Origin of the sequence: Dietzia sp. B32, assembly GCF_024732245.1 — a bacterium.
In the GTDB taxonomy this organism is placed as follows: domain Bacteria; phylum Actinomycetota; class Actinomycetes; order Mycobacteriales; family Mycobacteriaceae; genus Dietzia.
This window is the reverse complement of sequence record NZ_CP093845.1, coordinates 1950002-1971001: the sequence shown is the minus strand read 5'-3', so window position 1 is coordinate 1971001 and position 21000 is coordinate 1950002. Positions and strand designations below refer to the sequence as shown.

22 protein-coding genes are annotated in these 21000 nt (G+C 69.2%); 8 read left to right on the top strand and 14 right to left on the bottom strand.

The genetic code is table 11. From position 1 onward, the window contains the following. The first annotated feature begins 112 nt into the window (after positions 1 to 112). Both L8M95_RS09420 and L8M95_RS09415 read left to right on the top strand, forming a co-directional pair. On the top strand, positions 113 to 1480 hold the full coding sequence (locus tag L8M95_RS09420) for a cytochrome P450 (RefSeq protein ID WP_396119783.1): 1368 nt from the start codon (positions 113 to 115) through the stop codon (positions 1478 to 1480). A gap of 129 nt (positions 1481 to 1609) precedes the next feature. Beyond that, complete coding sequence (locus tag L8M95_RS09415; RefSeq protein WP_260485889.1) at positions 1610 to 2164, top strand: hypothetical protein; 555 nt, start codon at positions 1610 to 1612, stop codon at positions 2162 to 2164. Positions 2165 to 2235: 71 nt separating this feature from the next. Here L8M95_RS09415 and L8M95_RS09410 read toward each other — a convergent pair whose 3' ends face one another. From L8M95_RS09410 to L8M95_RS09395, 4 genes are read right to left on the bottom strand one after another with little or no spacing between them, the layout of a single operon-like run. Beyond that, complete coding sequence (locus L8M95_RS09410; protein ID WP_260485888.1) at positions 2236 to 2664, bottom strand: ChaB family protein; 429 nt, start codon at positions 2662 to 2664, stop codon at positions 2236 to 2238. Positions 2665 to 2682: 18 nt separating this feature from the next. Next, complete coding sequence (locus tag L8M95_RS09405; RefSeq protein ID WP_260485887.1) at positions 2683 to 3165, bottom strand: hypothetical protein; 483 nt, start codon at positions 3163 to 3165, stop codon at positions 2683 to 2685. Further along, a complete protein-coding gene (locus L8M95_RS09400; protein ID WP_260485886.1) occupies positions 3162 to 5570 on the bottom strand; it encodes a molybdopterin oxidoreductase family protein in 2409 nt (802 codons plus the stop codon). The genes L8M95_RS09405 and L8M95_RS09400 overlap by 4 nt, the downstream gene beginning before the upstream one ends. After that, positions 5557 to 6030 (bottom strand): DUF4383 domain-containing protein, encoded by a 474-nt coding sequence (locus tag L8M95_RS09395; RefSeq protein WP_260485885.1) that lies wholly within the window; start codon positions 6028 to 6030, stop codon positions 5557 to 5559. Before L8M95_RS09395 ends, L8M95_RS09400 begins: the two co-directional genes overlap by 14 nt. A 158-nt stretch (positions 6031 to 6188) precedes the next feature. Between L8M95_RS09395 and L8M95_RS09390 the strand changes: the two genes are divergently transcribed. From L8M95_RS09390 to L8M95_RS09375, 4 genes are all read left to right on the top strand, one after another. Continuing rightward, the gene (locus L8M95_RS09390) at positions 6189 to 6479 is read left to right on the top strand and encodes a metal-sensitive transcriptional regulator (protein ID WP_260485884.1); all 291 of its coding nucleotides are present in this window, start codon (positions 6189 to 6191) and stop codon (positions 6477 to 6479) included. Positions 6480 to 6547: 68 nt separating this feature from the next. Then, positions 6548 to 6763: a heavy-metal-associated domain-containing protein gene (locus L8M95_RS09385; protein ID WP_260485883.1), complete on the top strand. Its 216-nt coding sequence runs from the start codon at positions 6548 to 6550 to the stop codon at positions 6761 to 6763. Between the two features lie 73 nt (positions 6764 to 6836). Further along, entirely contained in the window at positions 6837 to 9188 is a 2352-nt protein-coding gene (locus L8M95_RS09380) for a cation-translocating P-type ATPase (RefSeq protein ID WP_396119781.1), read from the top strand. A gap of 225 nt (positions 9189 to 9413) precedes the next feature. Next, positions 9414 to 10316, top strand: a complete 903-nt coding sequence (locus L8M95_RS09375; protein ID WP_396118616.1) for a tryptophan-rich sensory protein — start codon at positions 9414 to 9416, stop codon at positions 10314 to 10316. Here L8M95_RS09375 and L8M95_RS09370 read toward each other — a convergent pair. The 9 genes from L8M95_RS09370 to L8M95_RS09330 all read right to left on the bottom strand — a co-directional run bounded on the left by L8M95_RS09370 (position 10280) and on the right by L8M95_RS09330 (position 18003). Continuing rightward, entirely contained in the window at positions 10280 to 10933 is a 654-nt protein-coding gene (locus L8M95_RS09370) for an A24 family peptidase (RefSeq protein ID WP_260485880.1), read from the bottom strand. The two genes, L8M95_RS09375 and L8M95_RS09370, sit on opposite strands and share 37 nt — an antisense overlap. 1 nt (position 10934) lies before the next feature. Further along, positions 10935 to 11837 (bottom strand): type II secretion system F family protein, encoded by a 903-nt coding sequence (locus L8M95_RS09365; RefSeq protein WP_260485879.1) that lies wholly within the window; start codon positions 11835 to 11837, stop codon positions 10935 to 10937. Between the two features lie 85 nt (positions 11838 to 11922). Beyond that, complete coding sequence (locus L8M95_RS09360) at positions 11923 to 12867, bottom strand: type II secretion system F family protein (protein ID WP_260485878.1); 945 nt, start codon at positions 12865 to 12867, stop codon at positions 11923 to 11925. Next, positions 12864 to 14375 (bottom strand): CpaF family protein, encoded by a 1512-nt coding sequence (locus L8M95_RS09355; protein ID WP_260485877.1) that lies wholly within the window; start codon positions 14373 to 14375, stop codon positions 12864 to 12866. The genes L8M95_RS09360 and L8M95_RS09355 overlap by 4 nt, the downstream gene beginning before the upstream one ends. Next, positions 14372 to 15604 carry an AAA family ATPase gene (locus tag L8M95_RS09350; RefSeq protein WP_260485876.1) on the bottom strand — a complete coding sequence of 411 codons (1233 nt, stop codon included), beginning with the start codon at positions 15602 to 15604 and terminating at the stop codon, positions 14372 to 14374. The genes L8M95_RS09355 and L8M95_RS09350 overlap by 4 nt, the downstream gene beginning before the upstream one ends. Next, positions 15604 to 16323 (bottom strand): Flp pilus assembly protein CpaB, encoded by a 720-nt coding sequence (locus L8M95_RS09345; RefSeq protein WP_260485875.1) that lies wholly within the window; start codon positions 16321 to 16323, stop codon positions 15604 to 15606. The genes L8M95_RS09350 and L8M95_RS09345 overlap by 1 nt, the downstream gene beginning before the upstream one ends. Before the next feature lie 10 nt (positions 16324 to 16333). Continuing rightward, a complete protein-coding gene (locus L8M95_RS09340) occupies positions 16334 to 17278 on the bottom strand; it encodes a pilus assembly protein TadG-related protein (protein ID WP_260485874.1) in 945 nt (314 codons plus the stop codon). Continuing rightward, entirely contained in the window at positions 17266 to 17655 is a 390-nt protein-coding gene (locus L8M95_RS09335; protein ID WP_260485873.1) for a TadE/TadG family type IV pilus assembly protein, read from the bottom strand. Before L8M95_RS09335 ends, L8M95_RS09340 begins: the two co-directional genes overlap by 13 nt. A gap of 117 nt (positions 17656 to 17772) precedes the next feature. After that, positions 17773 to 18003 carry a Flp family type IVb pilin gene (locus L8M95_RS09330; protein ID WP_260485872.1) on the bottom strand — a complete coding sequence of 77 codons (231 nt, stop codon included), beginning with the start codon at positions 18001 to 18003 and terminating at the stop codon, positions 17773 to 17775. Positions 18004 to 18447: 444 nt separating this feature from the next. On the opposite strand from L8M95_RS09330, the gene L8M95_RS09325 reads away from it, so the two are divergent. After that, positions 18448 to 19158, top strand: a complete 711-nt coding sequence (locus L8M95_RS09325) for a superoxide dismutase family protein (RefSeq protein ID WP_260485871.1) — start codon at positions 18448 to 18450, stop codon at positions 19156 to 19158. Between the two features lie 35 nt (positions 19159 to 19193). Here the strand turns inward: L8M95_RS09325 and L8M95_RS09320 are convergent, their stop codons facing one another. After that, positions 19194 to 19766, bottom strand: coding sequence for a peroxidase-related enzyme (locus tag L8M95_RS09320; protein WP_260485870.1), 573 nt, complete (start codon positions 19764 to 19766; stop codon positions 19194 to 19196). Between the two features lie 155 nt (positions 19767 to 19921). On the opposite strand from L8M95_RS09320, the gene L8M95_RS09315 reads away from it, so the two are divergent. After that, positions 19922 to 20983 (top strand): ABC transporter substrate-binding protein, encoded by a 1062-nt coding sequence (locus L8M95_RS09315; RefSeq protein ID WP_260485869.1) that lies wholly within the window; start codon positions 19922 to 19924, stop codon positions 20981 to 20983. Positions 20984 to 21000: the final 17 nt, after the last annotated feature.

The window sequence follows — 21000 nt, the reverse complement described above, 5'->3', positions numbered from 1 at the left end:
GACAGGGGGTCCTGTCTGATTCAAACTCGTTCAAACTGACAGGGTCACCTGTCAGACAGGCGGTCGGGTCGGCCGGTGACGGACAGGCCCGCTCGAGGATCGAGGGATGCTCGTGACACGGACATTGGCGAACGCACCGACGGGTAGTGGGCTGACCCCGGTTCCGGGAGACGGCGGTCTGCCGCTCCTGGGTCACGGGCTGGACTACCTCAGGGATCCGATGCGGCTCTGGGAGCAGCGACACCGCCGCTACGGGCCCGTGTCGTGGTTCCGCGCGTTCGGTACGAGGATCGTGGCCCTGCTCGGGCCGGATGCATCGGGAGTGGTGCTCCAGAACCGCGACAAGGCGTTCGCCAACGGTGACGCCTGGCAGTTCCTCATCGGCCCGTTCTTCGACCGTGGCCTGATGCTCCTGGACTTCGACGAGCACATGGCCCACCGCCGGCTGATGCAGGAGGCCTTCACCTCCGACCGCCTCGCCAGGTACGCGGCGGCGATCGACCCGGCGGTCCGCACCGCCGTCGAGGAGTGGCAGCCCGGGGAGCACGTGGAGGTCTATCCCCGGCTCAAGCAGTTGACGTTGAATCTCGCCGTGGAGGTATTCATGGGCGGCGCCCCGGGCGCCAGTCAGGAGCGTCTCGATCAGGTCAATGCCGCCTTCATCGACTGCGTCCAGGCGGCGACCGCGCTGGTGCGGTACCCGATCCCGGGCGGGCGCTGGCACCGCGGCCTGGTGGGTCGCCGCAGGGTGGAGGAGTTCCTCCGCGAGTACCTGCCGGCCAGGCGGGCGGGCGACGGCGACGATCTGTTCTCGGTGCTGTGCCGGGTGGAGGTTGACGGCGAGCGGTTCAGTGACGACGACGTCATCAACCACATGATCTTCCTGCTCATGGCCGCGCACGACACCTCCACCATCACCATCTCGACGATGATGCAGTACCTGGGTCAGCATCCGGAGTGGCAGCAGCGGTGCCGGGAGGAGTCCCTGGCGATCCCGGGCGAGGCGATCAGCTACGAGCAACTCGCGGAGCTGCGGTCGCTCGATCTGGTGATGAAGGAATCGCTGCGCCTGGTGTCCCCGGTACCGACGATCGCGCGCACGGCCGTCAAGGACACCGAGGTGCTGGGGCACTTCATTCCGGCGGGGACCATGGTCGCGATCGCCCCGTACTTCACCCATCACCTCGAGCAGTACTGGCCCGATCCGGAGAGGTTCGATCCGGGCCGGTTCTCCGACGAGCGCCGGGAGGACAAGGTCCACCGGCAGGCGTGGCAGCCGTTCGGTGGCGGGGTGCACAAGTGCATCGGCATGCATTTCGCCGGGGCGGAGGTGTCGCTCGTGTTGCACCACCTGCTGCGCAACTTCGAGTGGCACGTCGACCCGGACTACACGGCGCCGATGGACATGAAGTCGCTGCCCTTCCCGAAGGACGGACAGCCGGTCCGCCTGGTGAGGCGGGCGGCGCCCTTGCGGGCGTAGCGGCGCGCCCGGACCGGCTCCCGGAAATTCAGGGAACTCATAGCCCGCCGGGGTAGCGGATGCTGTCGCATCAACATAGTATGTGACGTATCTCACACGGAGGGTGTGGGCTCACGGAAGGCGATCGCCATGACCATCCACGCCACCCCAGGTTCCGGGCACGCGAACGCCGAGCATGACGCGGCGGTCGGCAGGAGGAGGTCCCTGCCGATCGTGCAGAGCAAGATCGGCGCTCCGCTGGCCTTCGTCGGCCTGGCGATCGGCATGCTCAGCCTGTACCTGCCCTGGGTGTCCGGCGGCGGCCGGTCCCTCTCGGGTCTGGAGCTGCCCGAGGTGCTCGGTCTGCGGGAGATCACCCCGGTGAACTTCCTCGGGCTGGTCGGGCTCCTGTTCCTCACCGCGGTCATGCTCGTCGCCAGGCTGGGCATCTTCGCGATCCTCAACGCGGCGACCGCGGTCCTGGTCCTCGTCGCCCACCTCGGGTTCGTCTACGTGCTCTACGGCTCGACCGGGACCTCTGACCCGATCCTGTCGGGGCTGCCCCTCGATGCGGCGGTCACCTACGGCCCGTACGTCGCCGCGGTGGGATTCGTCCTGGTGATCATCGGTTCCGCCATCGCGGCGATGACGGCCGACTACCTGCTGCCGGATCGTGCGGAGGCGAGGCTGCGGGCTCGCGACTGATCAGAAGGAGCCACTGCCCGATGGGCCCGGGGCCGACCCGGGCCCATCGGCATGTCATACGTCCTGCCGGCTCACGAGTCGTCCCGACTCTTCTCGGTCTTCCTGTCGTTCGCTTTGCGCAGCGCCTCCACGAGCTCGTCCTTGGTCATGTCCGAGCGACCCTCGATGTCCAGCTTCTGCGCCTGCTCGTAGAGGTGGTCCTTGCTGGCGTTGGCGTCCACCCCGCCCTTCGACTCGCCGGAGGGGTTCGGACCTCCGCTCTCCGAGCGTGAATCCGAGGGACCCTTGCCATCCTTGGGCTCCCAGTGGTCGCCCACCTTCTCGTGCGTGTGCTTGACGGCGCTCCAGGCGGTCCGCGCGACACGGGATTCGTCGCCGTATTCTTCCTCCGCCGAGTCGTAGGTCTTGGCAAAGGTGTCCTTGGCCTTCTGGTCGCTGCGCTGCAGCGTCGAGGGCAGCTCGCTGTCCTTCGCGTTCCCGTCGCTGTCGGTCTTCGGCATGGCGGTTCCTCTCCGTCGTCAGCTCACCAGGATCTGGGTGGCGGTTTCCTTGAGTTTGGCCTGGGCCCAGGTGGCCTGGCGCGTGGTCTGGGGTCGGCATTTCTCCGCGACCGCGAGGAGGTCGCGGTGCCGCAGGCCCTGAGCGGCCTGGGCGATGAGGAGCCAGTCCATGGCGACCCCGGAGGCCTCCATGTAGACGGTCCGCAGGTCCTCGAGCAGGAGCAGCTCCGGGGTGTGGTGTCTGCCGAGCAGTTCGCTGCCCTTCTCCCGCGCCCGCTCGTCCAGTCCGAGTTCCAGCCGGGGGTCGGGGTCGAGGTCCTGGCCGTAGTCGCCGGCGACCCGGGCGATCTCGACGAGGTGGCTGCGGGACCAGCCCACCAGATCGCGGGCGACGTGGTAGATCTCGTGATCGACCTTGTGGCGCTCGGAGACCTGCAGCAGTTTGTGGGCGAGCTCGACCTCGGAGCGGTGTAGTTCGCGGAGAACGGGCCCGATCTTCATCTCTGACCTCCTGTCGATGCGCGCGTCGAGCGGCCACGGGAGGTGGTGTCGCGGTCGGCGATCCGGGCGATGCGTGCGGCGGCGGTCTTGAAGATCGGCTGCTTGGACGCGGGATCCCAGTCCGTGGCGGTCAGCTCATTGGCTGCCGTCCCTGGTGCGCCCGCCTCGGGGCCGGTGCCCTCGCTGGCGTCCCAGTAGCCGTAGTGGAACGGCAGGAAGATCACCCCTGGCCGAATTCCGGTGATCCGGGCGGCCGCCCGTACTCGTCCGCGGGGGGTGGAGATCTCAGTGAGGTCTCGCTCGGTGATCCCGGCGGCCGCGGCGTCGGCGGCGCAGATCTCCACCCACACCTGCGGGGCGGCGGCCTGCAGCTCGGGGGCTCTGCCGGTCTTGGTGCGGGTGTGGAAGTGGTAGATGGTCCGGCCCGTGATCAGCTGCAGGGGGTACTGCTCGTCGGGCGGTTCGTGCGCGGGGAGGTATTCCGCGCCCTTGAGCATCGCCTTGCCCTCCGGGTTCATCGCTTTGTATTCGGTGGCGTCCTTGGGGGCTCCGGTGATCAGGTCGCGTCCGTAGTTCTCGCAGTAGTCCGGGTCGGCCCAGAATCTGCCGTCGGAGTAGAGGCGCTCGGTACCGTCGGGGTTCTCGTCGTTGCACGGCCACTGGATACCGGAGCCGCCGCGCAGCTTGTCGTAGGTCAGTCCGGTGTAGTCGCACGGCCGGCCGGCGGTGCAGTCTTTCCACGCCTCGAAGGCGGATTCGGGGTGGTGCCACTTGATTAGCGGCTCGCCGTCCTTGTCCTTGAGTCCCAGGCGGTGGGCGAAGTCGATGAAGATGTCCAGGTCGGCCCTGGCCTGGCCGGGCGGATCGACGGCCTTCTCCGACAGGTGCACGGTCCGGTCGGTGTTGGTGAACGTGCCGGTCTTCTCGCCCCATGTGGCGGCCGGCAGGACGACGTCGGCGAGCCTGGCGGTCTCGGTGAGGAAGATGTCCTGCACCACCAGGGTGAGTCGCTCCTGGGACAGGATCGAGCGGATGCGACGCAGTTCCGGCAGGGAGACGGCCGGGTTGGTGCCGCTGACCCACAGCAGCCGGATCGAACCGTCCTCGACGTAGCGCATCATCTGCATGGCGTGGGTAGGTGCCGTGTAATGCGGGATGTCCATGGGATCGACGTTCCACACCCGGGCCAGGTCCTGCACGTGCGAGGTGTTGGACCAGTTCCGGAAGGCCGCCAGGTCGCCGTCGGCGCCACACTCACGGGTGTTCTGGGCGGTGGGCTGGCCGTTCATCTGCAGCACGCCGCACCCGGGTCGCCCGAGCATCCCGCGCAGCAGGTGGATGTTGTTGACCTGCACGGCGGCCGCGGTGGCCTGGTTGGACTGGTAGAAGCCCTGCAGCACCGTGGACATCAGCCGCTGCGCGCCCCCGATGAGCCGGGCGGCCTCGCGGATCTGCTCGACCGGCACGTCACAGATCTCGGCCACCCGCTCCGGCGGGTAGTCGGCGACCTGCTCGGCCAGTGACGAATATCCGACCGTGTGCCGGTCCACGTAGTCGTGGTCGACATGGCCGGCCTCGAGTAGTTCGTGGATCAGGCCGTTCATCAGCGCCAGGTTGGTGCCGGGCCTCGGGGTCAGGTGGATGGTGGCGTGCTCGGCGACCGGGGTGGGGCGGGGGTCCACGCACAGGATCGCGGGCGGGTCGTCCCCGGCGAGCCGGTCCAGGATCCGCATCCAGGCCACACTCTGCGTCTCGGCCATGTTGTGTCCGTAGAGGCAGATGACGTCCGCGTGGTCGATGTCGGCGTACGACCCGGGTTGGCCGTCACAGCCGAAGGACGCCTTGAGTGCCGCCGCGGCCGTCGCCGTGCACAACCGGGTGTTGCCGTCGACATGGTTGGTGCCGATGCCACCGTGGGCGATCACGCCGAGGGTGTAGTACTCCTCGGCGAAGAGCTGGCCGGAGGTGTAGAAACCGATCGCGCTGGGGCCCTGCTCGTCCAGCAACTCGGTGGTGCGTCCGACGATCCGATCCATCGCCGTGTCCCAGTCGGTCTCCACCAGCACGCCGTTCTCACGCACCAAGGGACGGGTCAGACGGTCCGGCGACGCATTCGCCTGCCAGCCGTAGAGGTCCTTGACCCCCAGGCGGCCACGATTGACCCGGTCCTCGGCGCGCCCGCGTACGCCGCAGATCCGGCCGCCGGCGACCGCGATGTCCAGCCCGTCGCCGTTGGAGTGCAGGATCGAGGCGGACTGCACCCACCGGTCGACATCCGCCTCGGCCACTCCGTCGGCCAGGTGGGTGTCCACCCGGACGGGCCACTGCTCGCCCGGGCCGTACGGGGTGCGCTCGCCCCAAGGGCGAGCCACCCGATCGGGCGTCGAATCGCTACCGGGTGTCATGGATCTCATAGGCTCTGCGCGGCTGCCGGCGGTGGAGGAAGGACAGGGCGACCATGGCGATGCCCAGGAGGAAGTGCAGCCAGTTGTCGGCCGTGTTGAGCGGCACGAAGTTGGCCGACGAGTCGTGACCGATCACCAGGCCGTAGATCCACAGGACCAGGTAGACGGCACCGCCTGCCAGTAGGTAGATGCGGGCCTGCGAAGCGGTGCGGGCCATCAGGAGGCCGACGACTCCGTAAAGCAGGTGGACGATGTTGTGGAGGATCGACACCTGGAACAGGCCCAACAGCATGGCCTCGGAGTGGTGGCCGGCGAACTGCATGGTGTCGTACGCGGTGGTGATCCCGGGGATGAAGCCGGCGATACCCACGAGCAGGAACACCACGCCGAAGGCGAGGGCTGCGTACTGGACGGGGGAGCGGGGCCGGGCCGGGCGAGCGGTGCGGGTCGTGTCGGTCATGAGTCCATTCCTTTCTCGACTGATCGACATCGGAGGGTGGCCTCGCCCCGACCATAGGCACCAAGAGGCGGATTCGGAACCGATCCGATGGGCCACAGCGCCGATCGCGAACGCCGTCACCCTTGCGGTGGGTACCCTAGGGGGGTACCGTATGCGGCATGGCTGAGCACGGATACGCCCCGCACAAGGAGGACCACCTCAAGCGGCTGCGCCGCATCGAGGGTCAGGCCCGCGGGCTGCAACGGATGGTCGAGGAGGACAAGTACTGCATCGACATCCTCACGCAGGTCTCCGCCATGACCCGCGCCCTGCAGTCCGTCTCCCTGAGCCTGCTCGAGGAGCATCTCGGCCACTGCGTCGCCGGGGCCATCGGGAACGGCAGTCCGGAGGAGGCCGAGGCCAAGCTCGCCGAGGCCAACGCCGCCATCGCCCGCCTGGTCAGGTCCTGACCACCGCGCCGACCGACCGTGCGATCCGACAGTCACCGCACACCCGCCACCCGAACGAGGAGAACGCCATGTCCGCCACCGCAACCTTCACCGTCTCCGGCATGACCTGCGGCCACTGCGTCGCCTCCGTGCAGGAGGAGGTCTCGGAGATCTCGGGAGTCACGGAGGTCGAGGTCGATCTGGAGTCGGGTCGCCTCGTCGCCGTCTCCTCCGATCCGGTCGATCCCGCGGCGGTCCGTGCCGCCGTGGACGAGGCCGGGTACACCGTCACATCTGAGGGATGAGGACACCGTGACCACCAGCAAGTCCGCCGCGCCCACCGCCGGCACCACGTTCGTCGAGCTGCAGATCGAGGGCATGACCTGCGCCTCGTGCGCCAACCGGATCGAGCGCAAACTCAACAAGCTCGACGACGTCACCGCCGAGGTCAACTACGCCACCGAGAAGGCGCGCGTGCAGATCCCCGAGGGGCTGCAGCCGCAGCTCCTGCTGGACACCGTCGAGCAGGCCGGATACCACGCACAGCTGCCGAAGCCCCGGAACACTCAGCCCCGCACGTCCGCGCCCGGCGCTGACGGTTCCGCGGCCGACGGCGGACAGTCGACCGGCCACGCCGGCAACGCCACCGACGACACCGCCGGCCCCGACCGGGTCGACGAGCTGCGTCAGCGCGTCCTCGTCTCCGCCGTCCTGTCGATCCCGGTCATCGCCATGGCCATGATTCCGGCGCTGCAGTTCACCAACTGGCAGTGGCTGTCCCTGACGCTGGCCGCGCCGGTCATCGTGTGGGGCGCGTGGCCGTTCCACCGCGCCGCCGCGATCAACCTGCGCCACGGCGCGTTCACCATGGACACGCTCGTCTCGCTCGGTACGTCCGCGGCGTTCCTGTGGTCGCTGTACGCCCTGTTCTTCGGCCACGCGGGTATGCCGGGGATGACGCACGGATTCGAGTTCAGCCTCTCTCCCAGTGACGGAGCCGGGGACATCTACCTCGAGGCCGCCGCGGGCGTGACCACGTTCATCCTGCTGGGTCGCTACTTCGAGGCCCGGTCCAAGCGCTCCGCCGGCGCCGCGCTGCGGTCGCTCCTCGAGCTCGGTGCGAAGGACGTCTCCGTGCTGCGCGCCGGTGTTGATGGCGGGCGTGTGGAGGCCCGCATCCCGGTGGAGGACCTGCAGGTCGGCGACGAGTTCGTCGTCCGCCCCGGCGAGAAGATCGCCACCGATGGCGAGATCGTCGACGGCGCCTCCGCGGTCGACACCTCCATGGTCACCGGCGAGTCCGTTCCCGCCGAGGTCGGCCCCGGCGACGTCGTGGTGGGCGGCACCGTCAACGCCAGCGGCCGCCTGACCGTGCGCGCCACCCGCGTCGGCTCCGACACCCAGCTCGCGCAGATGGCGCAGATGGTGGAGGACGCCCAGTCCGGTAAGGCCGCCGCACAGCGCCTCGCCGACCGCATCTCCGGGATTTTCGTCCCCGTCGTCCTGGTGCTGGCCGTGGTGACGTTCGCCTTCTGGATGCTCACCGGCGGCGGCGCCGCCCTGGCGTTCACCGCGGCCGTGGCGGTGCTCATCATCGCCTGCCCGTGTGCGCTCGGCCTGGCCACGCCGATGGCCCTGATGGTGGGCACCGGCCGCGGCGCGCAGCTGGGCATCCTCATCAAGGGCCCCGAGGTCCTGGAGTCCACCCGCAAGGTCGACACGATCGTCCTGGACAAGACCGGCACCGTCACCACCGGTCAGCACGCGTTGGTCTCTACGACTGTCGCGGCCGGTGAGGATCGCGCCGAGGTGCTGCGCCGCGCCGGGGCCGTAGAGGACGCCTCCGAGCACCCCATCGCCCGCGCCATCGCCGCCGGCGCCCGCGAGGAGGTCCGCGACCTGCCGGCCGTAGCGGACTTCGCCAACCACGAGGGTCTGGGGGTGTCGGGGCGCGTTGGCGCTGGTCCCGGGCGCGCGGCCGCGGAACCCGCTGTCGATGGTTCCTCCGGGGCCGACGACGACGAGGTGGTCGTCGTGGGCCGTCCCGCCCTACTGGCTGAGCGGAACATGCCGCTGACGCAGGAGCTCGAGGCGGCCCTGGCCGAGGCCGCCCGGGCTGGTCAGACCGCTGTCGCGGTGGGCTGGGGCGGAAAGGCCCGCGGGGTCCTCGTGGTGGCCGACCAGATCAAGGACTCCTCCGCCGAGGCCATCGAGAAGTTCCGCGAGCTGGGTCTCACCCCGATCCTGCTCACCGGGGACAACGCCGCGGTGGCCGCCTCGGTCGCTGCCGAGGTCGGCATCGATCCAGGACCGCAGACGGTGATCTCCGAGGTTATGCCGGCCGACAAGGTCGACGTGGTCCGCCGGCTGCAGGCAGAGGGGCGCGTGGTGGCGATGGTCGGCGACGGCGTCAATGATGCTGCCGCCCTGGCCACCGCCGACCTGGGCCTGGCGATCGGCACCGGTACCGACGCGGCGATCGAGGCCTCCGACCTCACGCTGGTGCGCGGGGACCTCCGCTCGGCGGCCGACGCGATCCGACTCTCGCGGAGCACGCTCGGCACCATCCGGGGCAACCTGTTCTGGGCGTTCGCCTACAACGTCGCGGCGCTCCCGCTGGCCGCGGCCGGGCTGCTCAACCCGATGATCGCGGGCGCCGCGATGGCGTTCTCCTCGGTGTTCGTGGTGGCCAACAGCCTGCGCCTGCGGAGGTTCCGCGCGACCGTCTGACCGATCCCGCTCGGCCGGCCCCTCCCCTCCAGATCCGCTACTCCGAATCGGCATCGGCTAGTCCAATTGGGCTCGCCGATCCCGATTCGGAGTAGCCGATTTCGCGGCTCGGGGCGGTCGGGGCGAGCCCCGACACCGGCTGCACCATCTGCAGATGCGTGGTTGGGTGGAGTTATGAGCTCTCACACGACCCCCTCGAGCGACAACCACGCGACAGACGCCCGTGTGACAGACGCCCGTGCGACGGGACAGCGGCACGCCGGGCTGCCGGGCGGGCCCGCCGACGCCGCCGGCCCCGGCGACCTGCCCGCCCCGACCGGCTGGGCGCTGCCCATCATCACCCTGCTGGGGACCGCCGCCGCGATCGTGGCCGCCTTCATCGGCAGCGGAGCGCTGGGCGGGACGCCGATCGCCGAGGCCGCCGGCGGGGTCCTGTCCGCCGACGCCACGCCGGTCGCGCCCGCCGGGTCGGCGTTCAGCATCTGGAGCGTGATCTACCTCGGGCTCGCCGCATACGCCCTCTGGCAGCTCACGCCGGTGGCCCGCCGCTCGGTCCGGCAGGCGGCGCTGCGGCCGTGGGCCCTGGCCTCGGTGCTGCTCAACGCCGCGTGGATCTGGGCGGTCCAGATGGAGCTGATCCTGGGATCCGTGCTGGTGATCGTGCTGCTGCTCGCGGTGCTCATCCGCATCATGTTCATCCTCGGGGCGCCGCGCATCGGCGGGGTGCCCGAGACCGTGGTCACCGACGGCACGTTCGGCCTGTACCTCGGCTGGGTATCGGTGGCGTTCTTCGCCAATACCTACGCGTGGCTCGCGAGCGAAGGCGTCGACGTGGTGACCGAGGTGCCGTTCGGGATCGTCGGCATCATCGTGGCCGCCGCCGTGGGCGTGGCGACCGCGCTCCTCAGCGGCGGGCGGATCCCGCCGGCGCTGGCCACCGCGTGGGGCTTGGCGTGGGTTGCGTACGGCCGCACCTCGGGCGAGCACGAATCGGCGGCCCTGGTGTGGACGGCGGCGATCGCGTCCGTCGTGGTGGTCGTCGTTGCCCTCGCCCGGCGACTCACGGTCCGCACGCGGCAGCCGCGCGCGGCTCAGCCCGCCAACGCCGCCGAGCGCACGGCCCAGTAGGCGGCGCCGACGACCGCGCCGATCACCATGGCCGGGCCGAACGCGATGCCGCTCTTGGCCCCCACCCGACCCGCGGCCAGGAGCACGAGCGCGACCGCGGCGTTGATGACGAACGCGGCCAACGTCCCCGCGAGCACGGCGGGCCAGCCGAACCAGCCGAGGAACGCGCCGAGCACGCCGGAGAGCTTGACGTCCCCCAGGCCGAGTCCGGACGGGTTGATGAGCGCCAGCACGAAGTAGAACGCGAACAGCGCGGCCGCCGCCGCGGCGGCCCGGCCGAACGAGCCCCACTCGTCGAACATCGCGGCCGTCACCGCCAAACCGAGGAACACCACCGGGTACAGCGGCAGGACCAGCGCATCCGGCAGGCGGAACACCGCCAGGTCGATCGGCACCAGCAGCGCGCAGGCCACGGCCAGGACGAGGAACGTCACCAGGTCCGCCCAGCCCAGGGCCAGATGCGCGGCACCGAACCCTCCGGCCGCCGCCAGCACAACGTGCAGGCCGCAGCGCAGCCACCGCGAGTCCGACCCGGCGACCGAGCGCATCCATCGCCCGAGCACCGCCGCGGCCACACCGGCCACGACGGCCGAGGCCGCGGCGATCACGAAGAGCATGTCAGGAGAACGCCTCCATCATGTTGATCGCGGTGGGACCGAGCAGCACGATGAACAGTACGGGCAGGATGCACGTGAGGAGCGGGAAGATCACCTTGACCGGCACCTGTTGCGCCTTCTCCTCGGCGCGCTGCCGCCGCTTGAGCCGCATCTCGGACGCCTGCGTGCGCAGCACGTCGGCCACGGAGATGCCGTAGGCGTCGGCCTGGATGATCGCGCGGATGAACCGGCGCAGGTCGGGCACGTCGGTGCGGATGGCCAGCTGCTCGTAGGCGGTCCGGCGGAGCTGGCCCACCTGGATCTCCTGCAGCGTGCGGATGAGCTCCTGCGCGAGCGGGCCGGTGCCGTTGCGCCCGGCGCGGGCCATGGCGGCGTCGAAGCCGAGCCCGGCCTCCACCGCGATGGTCATCTGGTCGAGGGTGTCGGCCAGCTCGAGCGCGATCTCGTCGTTGCGCTCCTGGCCGCGGCTCTGCAGGAGGAGCTCGGGCAGGAAGTAGCAGACGACCGCGGTCCCCAGCATGAGCAGGAGCAGCAGCGGCTCCGGATTGGCACGCAACAGCATGAGGCCCAGCAGCACCACGGCCAGGGGCAGGACGATCTTGGCCACGACGAGCCGTTGGATGGACCAGCCGCGGGGCCGACCGGCGCGGATGGACAGCTTCTCGAGCCTGCGGATGGTGCCGACCGGCGTCAGTCGGCGGGCGACCTCGTACATGCGGCTGCGGGAGTCGTCGTCGTCAACACCGGTCAGGTCGACGGCGGAGGCGAATCCGTCGTCGGTCCCGCGGCGGAGGTTGGCGACGGTGCGCGCCCGGACGGTGTCCCGGCCGGCGAAGACGGCGAAGGCCAGCAGGAACACGGAGGCGGTCAGGACGAACACGGCCAACGCGGCGGTCAGCGGCATCGCGGGGGCCTCCTTTCGCGGAGACGGGCAGAGGGGGAGGGGAGGGGAGACGAGAGGGATACGGGGCCCGGGGCCGGGCTCCGGGTCAGAATTTGATGCGCACGACCTTGCTCAACCAGATCCCGCCGATGATGAGCATCACCACTCCGGCGGCGATCATCCCCCAGCCCAGCGGGCTCTGGGTGAGCACGCCGATGTACGAGGGGTTGGAGATGAACAGGAATCCGCCGATGCCGAACGGCAGTGCCATGAGGACGTAGGCGGAGAGCTTGCCCTCGGCGGCGAGTGCCTGGACCTGTCGGCGGATCTGGTTGCGTTCGCGGATGGTGTGGCCGACGCCGTCGAGGACCTCGGCGAGGTTGCCTCCGACCTCGCGGTTGATGGCGATCGCCTGGGTGACCCAGACGAAGTCCTGGCTACCCATCCGGTTCGCGGTCTCCTCCAGCGCCGGCGCGAGCTCGCGACCGACGCGGGTCTCGTTGATGATCCGAGCGAACTCCTCGGAGGTCGGCTGTTCGGCCTCGCGGGCCACGGAGGCCAGTGCCTGCAGGAGGCTGTGTCCGGCGCGCAGGCTGCTGGCCATGAGCTGCAGGGAGTCATCGAGCTGGTCCGCGAACGCGGCGCGTCGGCGGGCGGCGAGGACCTGGAGCAGGATGTATCCGCCCGCGGGGGCGAGGAGGGCGAGGAACACGCCCATCAGTGGCCCGATGAGGATCAGTCCCAGGGCGAAGGCGACGATCGTGGCGACGACGACGAGGAAGACGTAGTCCTGGAGCCCCATGCGGACGCCGGCGCGTTCGAGCTGGCCGGCTCCGGTGGTCCCGCGGCGGCGCAGGAGCGAGTCGATCGCCTCGGTGAGCGCGGTGGCGGTGCGATTCAGCAGGCCGGGGCCGTCGGGCTGGTCGGGCCTCCGGCGCTCGCGCGGGATGTGGCCGCGTGCGGGGGCGAGCGCCAGAAAGGTGAGGACGGCGATGGCCAGGGTGACGGCGGCGAGCCCGAAGGCAGCGGGAGAGAACAGCGACGCGGTCATCGGATCGACCCCGCTCCGTCGGTGGTGGCCCCGAACACGCGGGGGGACAGGGTGATGCCGAGTTCGGTGAACCGGTCGGTGAACCGCGGGCGCACCCCGGTGGCGACGGGCTTGCCGAGGAACTTGCCGTCGGGACCGACGCCGGCGGAGTAGTCGAACAAGAACGCGTCCTGCAGGGTGACCGTCTGCCCCTCCATGCCCTGGACCTCGGTGACGGCGGTGATGCGGCGGGTTCCGTCGCGGAGGCGGGTGAGCTGGATGATGACGTCGACGGCGGAGGCGATCTGCTCCCGGATGGCCCGTAGCGGCAGGTCCATGCCCGCCATGAGCACCAGCGTCTCCAGGCGGGCGATGGCGTCACGTGGCGAATTGGAGTGGACGGTGGAGAGTGAGCCGTCGTGGCCGGTGTTCATCGCCTGGAGCATGTCGAGGGTCTCGCCACCGCGGACCTCGCCCACCACGATGCGGTCGGGACGCATACGCAGGGAGTTCCGGACGAGTTCACGGATGGTGATCTCCCCGCGGCCCTCGATGTTCGCGGGTCGGGACTCGAGCCGGACCACGTGGTCCTGCTGCAGCTGGAGCTCGACGGCGTCCTCGATGGTGACGATCCGCTCGCCCTCGGGGATGAACGAGGACAGGACGTTGAGCAGGGTGGTCTTACCGGATCCGGTGCCGCCGGAGACGATGATGTTGAGTCGTGCCTGCACGCAGGCCTGCAGAACCTCGGCCATCTCGGGGGTGATGGTGCCGAAGCGGATGAGGTCATGGACCTGGTACGGGTCCTTGGAGAATTTCCGGATCGTCAGCGAGGAGCCGTTGACGGCCAGGGGAGGGATCACCGCGTTGACGCGGGAGCCGTCCGCGAGGCGGGCATCGACCAGCGGGGACGACTCGTCGACGCGGCGGCCGATGCGGGAGACGATCCGCTCGATCACCTGCCGCAGGTGGTCCTCGGAGGTGAATCGCGAGGGGTGTCGGGTGATCTGACCGGCGCGCTCGACGAAGATCATGTCGGGACCGTTGACCATGATCTCGGTGATGTCCGGGTCCTCGAGCAACTTCTCGAGCGGGCCGTGACCCAGGACGTCGGCCTGGACGTCGGTGATGAGGCGCTGGCGCTGGTCCCCGGTCAGCGGGACGGTCTCGTCCTCGACGACCTTGTTGAGCTCGGCGCGGACCATGGTGTGGAGCTGGTCCTCGGTGAGCGAGGGGTTGTTCAGCCGAGCGCCGATGCGCTCGAACAGTGCGGTGGCCGCGCGTTCCTTGAGGGCGATCAGCGGATCGGCGGTCGGGTCGTCGGTGAGGGGACCGCTCGCGGACGCGAGAGATTGCGTGGTGCCCGCAGCGGCCGACCTCGTCGTCGTCGCCATCGAGGTGGCGGTGGCCACGGACGACGTCGGGTCCGTGGCGGCGGGGACCGGCGCGGCGGCCTCGGTCGGGGGCGCGTCGGTGAGGGTCGTGCCGGTGGCGACGCGCGCGGCGCGGAGGCGATCGGACAGGCTCATGCCTTCACCCGCTTCCTACGGAGTCGGTGCCGGCCTCCCATGGTGAGGGGCACGGCGGTCTGGGTGGGGCGCATGGGCGCCGGGGTGAACTGGTCGACCAGTTTGCGCAGCTGCTTGGTCATGGGGTCGCGGGTGTCGCTCTGCAGGAGGGGCAGGCCCTGGTTGACGGAGACGGGCACGGCCTTGCTGCGGGGGAGGACCAGGTCGACTCCGGTGCCGATGGTGGCTTCGGCGTCGGCCTTGGTCAGCCCGCTGCGCGGGTCGGCGAAGTTCACCAGGATGTGTCGTTTGTCGAAGTCCAGGGCCAGGTCGCGCAGGATGGCCATCTCCTTGCGCAGGCCCCGGACGCCCGGCACGTCGAGACTGGTGAGGAGGACCAGCTCGTCGGCCTGGTCGATCGCGGCGAGCGCGTGGTCGTCCAGTCCGGGGGCGGTGTCCACCACGACGTAGCGGAACTCCGAGGCCAGGGTCTTCAGCAGCTGGGCCACGTCGGCGGAGGTGATGTCGTCGGCGTCGGCGGGGGACGCCGGCGCGCACACGGTGTAGAGGCCGGTCTGGTGCTGGGTGAGGAAGGTCTTGAGGACCATCGAGTCCTTGACGGCCGGGCCGCGGACCACATCGAGAAGGGTGTGCTCGGGGTCGAGGTTGAGTGCGCTGGCCACGTCGCCGAACTGCACGTCCAGGTCCACGAGGACCGTCGAGTTCGGGGCGGAGCGGGCCAGGCCCACCGCCAGGTTGGTGGCGACCGTCGTCTTGCCGACCCCGCCCTTGGGGGAGACCACGCTGATGACGCGGCCGCGCGTGCTGGCGCTGCCGTTCATGGCGGGGTCACCTGGCCCCTGGGGTGCGGTAGTGGCGGCGACCTGTGCGGCGCGACCGAGCACCGCTGCAATCTCGGCGACATCGGCGTCGAGGTGCACCACGTCGCACGCGCCAGCCCGCAGGGCGGCCAGGGCGAAGGCGTCCGGGTGATCGCTCACCAGCACCACGGCCATGCCGGGGCACTCGGCGGCGAGGCGGGACGAGAGCTGCAGCGCCTCGTTGCGGCCTGCGGCGGTGTCGATCACGACGACCTGGGGGATGGCGATACCCGAACCGAGCTGCTGGAACAACTGCGACGGGCCGGCGGGCAGCGGGGCTCCGGCGATCACCGAGACCGGTTCGCCGGTCGCGGTGGCGATCAGTCCGCGAAGATCGGCGGAATCGGAAGCGAGAAGTATGCGGCTCATCAGGAGAAGTTCCTCATATCGACCTTGGGGGTGCCGTCCTGCGGGACGGTCGCGTCTTCGAGCGAGAGCCAGATATTCGAGAATTTGGCAGCGTGGACGACGGTCAGTGACTGATCGGTGGTGAGCGCCATGGTGATCATCGCGCCGCCGTCGGGCACCGGGGCAGCGTCGGGGTTCTCGACCCCTTCGTTCGGCTGGGTCGCGCCAAGCCCGCCTTGGACGCGGGTCACAAGGATTTTTCGGAGGATGAGGCGAGTCCTCCCGTCGCCGACGGTGATGAATACGCCGACAGTGTCCCCGGGAGTGATGGTGCCGCCGACGATCTGCGGTGCGCCAAGCGAGATGGTCACTGAGTGGTACCCCTCGGGCACGGGGATTCCGCCGAAGCGTTCCAGCGACTGCCTGGTGACAAACCGGGCGCTTAAGAGCTGCTCCCCGGGCTGCAGATCGGTCGCGGCGACTCGGCTGGCCACCTCGGCGAGCGAACGGACCGGGTCGGGCCCGACCGCCGCCCGGGGCAGGCGCTGGGTAGTCACCGAGGCGGCGATCTCCTCCGACGGAGTGCCCTCGGCAATGGGTGCGGACACCACCAGGACCTCGATGGGATCCATGTTCGCCATCGCGCGACTGTCCGCGTTGTTCACGTAACTGACGAGCAGTACTGCGCCGAGGAGCGCGAGCACGCCGGCTGCAATAGCCGAGACGAGACGTCGGTTCATTGGTCTCTCACTAGTCAGGTAGTAGGTAGACGGCGGATGTGCCGAGGTTTGGCGCGTCCGGGCCGTAGGTGAAGTCGGGGTCCGTGTTCACCATCGAGGTGAAGTAGCCGCGGATGCACCGTTGGTTCTTGTCACACGGCGGATTCCAGCTCTGGCCGGAGAAGTAGTACCCGGTAACGTGGAACGCCGCGTAGCCGTAGACCTCGTACCAGGCGCCACGGCCGTTGCCGCCGGAAGTGGTGGAGTCAGCCTCGTCGAAGAGCGGTATGAGGATGGTCTTTCCGCGAATCGTCGAGAGGTCGCATTGGCCCGGGTTGTTGCCGGGCTCGCTATAGGCCTTCGTGTTGATTCGCGTGGTGGTGTAGCAGCTCTTCTTCTCATCGGTCTCCAGCCACCCGAATCCTCCGGGAAGGAGGGTCGGGGAGCCGTTACCCGTACCCGAACAGGTCCCGGCCGGTGTTGTGACGATCGTCTGTTCAACTCCTGACGGAACCCCGCCGAGGGAGAACTTGTTGAAATCGCACAGCGAGATGATGAGCGGAAGCGCCGCCGTGCCGCCGGTCGGGCCGCCCCACCCCGCGCTGGAAGTCGCTGTGAGTGCTGTGCGATCGATTCCGAAGATTGGCGCGAACGAGTGCTCGCGAACCGCAGAGTTGTGCACGGTTACCCTTCCCGTCGAGGCGGAGGGAATCGTCGGGACGCTGGCGACGGCGTTGCCGGAGTTGCTGTTCTCGCTCGCGAAGGTTTGGGCAGTTGTGTTCGGAGAACCGCAGGCTTTGCGGGCGCAGTCCTGGGCAATGGCCAGTGCAGCGGCGTCGGCGCCGGTCTGAAGTTGCTGCTTTTCGGCGTGTGCGGCCGCGATATCGAGGGAGATTGCGGCGAACCCGATGAGCGGAACCATGAGGATGGCGACGATGACAGCAACCGCGCCACGGTCGTCACTCAGCCGAAGCATCGCATGGTCCCCCTGCCTGTGAGGGTGAAGTCGTCGAGGGGGAGGAACCCGGAAACCAGCGTGAATGGGTAACTGATCGTGACCGCGACTTGGCCGGGAGCCGTTGTATCCGAGGTGCAGCGGGAGGGGGTGACATCGATCATCGAGTCGGTGAGGGAGAGACCGGAGGCGGAGTCTTTGGCGGTCGCACGTGCAGCGGTGGCGCTGTCCTGCAGCGCCATCACCCTGACGCCATCGCGAGCTGCGTTGGAGAGGGTGGTCTGAACGTGGTACGCCCGGCCGAATTCGAGGATGCCAATGACTAGAAGGAGAAGTATCGGCAGTACGAGGGCGAATTCAACTGCGGTTGCTCCGCGGTCACGTGAGGGCGTGAACATTGCGGCGCCTGAGGGTGTCGGGAGTTGGGAACTGGTTGGGACGAGTGGGTCGAAGTCGGTTGAGGCCCCCCGGCGCGGCGTCAGATTGACCGCCGCGCCGGAGGGCGCACTTGAGACTTACGCGCCGCCTTCGCCGTCGTCTTCGCCGACGGGAAGTGCGTCGTTCACTCCCGTGAACATCTCGTTCAAGTTGTCGCCGAGGGCGATGACGGCCACGATGATGACAACGGCGATCAGTCCGACCATCAGGCCGTACTCAACGGCGGTGGCGCCGCGGTCCTTGCGGTTCTCGAAGCGGTCGTCGAGGAACGCCTGGAAAGTGACCATGAGGGCATAGACCTGGTTCATGATGAACCCTTTCTTGCGAGGGAATGAGCCTGAGGCTCGAGGGGGAGGGACGCCCCGCGGGGAGCCAGAGGAATCTGTGCGGGGACTGAGAAGAGTATGCATCTCGCTCTCAGGTTTAGCAAGCGTTCAGACAAAATTGCGTAACGAACTTCACAGTCGTCTTCGACCGGCTGCTGCGCGCACAGCGCCGTCCCTGAAACTCGCTCCAGCTCAACCGGTCTCGGGCCGCCCGCGGGAGTGGTCGACGGGGCTGTCAAGTCGGTTGTCCTACTCCGGTGTTGGCTAATCAACAAAACGCCAGCTCGCAATGCCAAGGGGATCCTTACTTTGTGGTACCGCAGACCGCATCGAAGCGCGCCGCGAGAAGTCGTGTGGCTCAAGGCGGTTGCGCCGAGCATGCGCATCGGTACCGTCACCACCACGACGCCGTTCGAGGAGGTTCCGATGACCGCACGCACCGTGTCCGCCGCCCGACTGAGCGGAAGAAAAAGCTCTGCTTTCGCCGCTCTTGGCGCAGCCGCCCTGTTGCTGGCTTCATGCGGAACTGGGGAGGATTCGCCGGCTGCCCAGGGCGATGTCGAATCCCAGACGACTGTCACGACGGCCGAGACGACCAATACCGAGAACGGTGCCGGTGCGAGCGGGGGCGACGTCTTTGCGACCGCCGAACTGGTGAACGCGGGAGGTGAACCCCGCGGCACGGCGGAGTTCGCTGAGACCGACGGCGGCACGCTCGTCACCGTCAACGCCACCGACCTGACACCCGGCTTCCACGGCCTCCACATCCACGGCGCGGGCCTCTGCGAACCCGACAGCGAGAACCCCTCCGAGCCGGGCGAACGCGGGGCGTTCCTCTCGGCAGGCGGCCACCTGGCCGGGCCGGACGGCGAGGCCGGCCACCCCGAACATGCCGGTGACCTGCCCACTCTCTACGTAACGGAGGACGGTTCCGCCCGGATCGTCACCTTCACCGACCGGCTCGACCGCGACCTGCTGCTGGACGAGGACGGATCGGCCGTCATGGTCCACGAGAACTCGGACAACCTCGCCAACATCCCGGAGCGCTACGCGCCCGGCGGGCCGGACGAGGACACCAAGAAGGCCGGCGATGGCGGGAGCCGCGCCGCCTGCGGTGTGGTCACCGAGCAGAACTGACGCGGCCCCGCGCCGCGGTTGGGGTCGGGGCCGGGCTACTTCTGCCGCGGCACCCGGCCCATGAGGTAGAACTCCGGGTTCGGCCGCATGTCGGTCGCGTTCGCCAGCCGGTTACTCAGCCCGAACAGGCCGGTGATGGCGGCGATGTCCCACGCGTCCTCGTCGTCCAGACCGTGCTCGCGCAGCGCCGCGAAGTCGGCGTCGCCCAGCTCGTCGGAGTGCAGATTGACCTTCGTGGCGAAGTCGCAGATCGCCCGCTCGCGCGGCGTGAGATCGGCCTTGCGGTAGTTCACCGCCAGCTGGTCGGCGATCATCGGGGCCTTCTTGACGATCCGCAGGATCGCCCCGTGCGCCACCACACAGAACAGGCAGTTGTTCTGCCCGGAGATGGTCACCACGATCATCTCCTTGTCCGCCTTGGACAGGTTCCCCTCCCGGTCCATCAGCGCGTCGTGGTACGCGAAGAACGCCCGCGACTCGGCCGGCCGGCGCCCGAACATCAGGAACACCTCGGGAACGAATCCGGCCTTCTCCTGCTCGGCCAGGATACGTTCACGCAGGTCATCGGGCAGGTCGGCGAGCTCGGCGAGGGGGTAGCGGTCAGACATCCGGTGCCTCCGGGATCAGGGGGTGAGGGGAAGTACCTCACCCTAGAGCGGCTCGGGACCGTTCCGTTCACGATGCGAATTAAGGTTCCCCCGCCCGCTCACCCGTTGGTAGACATCTCTCGTTCACACGAGCCAGCCCTACAGGAGTAGTAGAGATGTCACCACGTCCCAGCCCTCGCCCGCGCCGTCGCCTCGCCCTCGTCGCGATGGCGATGGCTGCGGTCACCGCCGTCTCGGCCTGCTCCGGCGACGCCGACGGCATCGAGGCCGACGCGCCACTGCCCACCGAGATCCCCGAGGGCACCACGCTCGTCGTGGCCGACCAGCAGAACCGGCTCACCGTGGCGCTCGAGGCGTCCGGGGAACTGGACAAACTCCCGTTCGAGGTGGAGTTCGGCGCGTTCCAGGGCGCGCCGTCGGTGCTGGAGGCGTTCCGCGCCGACGCGATCGACATCGGCTACGCCGGCGACATCCTGGAGGTCCAGGCCCTCGCCGCGGGCGACGACGTCAAGGTGATCGGCGCCGGAGCCACCGACAACTCCGTGGCGCTCGCGCTGGCCCCCGGCGTCGAGGTCACCGAGCTGTCGCAGCTCAAGGGCAGGAAACTCGGCTACGCCGAGGGCACCACGCAGCAGATCTTCCTGCTCAACCTCCTCGAGGCAGCCGGGCTCGGCACCGAGGACGTCGAGCTGGTCCACATGAGCCTGCCCGACTTCCCCGACGCCCTGCGTTCCGGCGTCATCGACGCCGCGCCCCTGAGCCAGCCGGTCCGCTCCCGCTACCTCAAGACCCCCGGCAGCTCCCAGGTCCCCGAGGAGCTCACCGAGGACTTCGGCTCCGGGCACCTGTACGTGTACTCCAGCGAGACGGCGCTGTCCGACCCCGCCACCGCTGCCGCGGCCGCCGAGTTCGTGGCCGCCGTGGTGCGCAGCTACCAGTGGATCAACGAGAACCCGCAGGAGTGGGTCCGCTCCTACGTCGTGGAGTCCGAGGGGCTGACCGAGGAGGACGGCGACGCGATCCTCGCCTCGCAGGGGGAGTTCACCTTCCCCACCTTCGACGAGGTCGAGCAGGTCATCGCCTCGATCGCCGCCGGGCTCGACTCGGTCGGCGGACTGCCCCGACCGGTGGAGGCGTCCGAGGGCGTCGACCGCCGCTTCGACCCCGTCGTCGCAGAGGCCGTGACGTCCGTCGGAGCCTCCCGCACCCGCAGCTGACGCCGCCCACCCCAGGA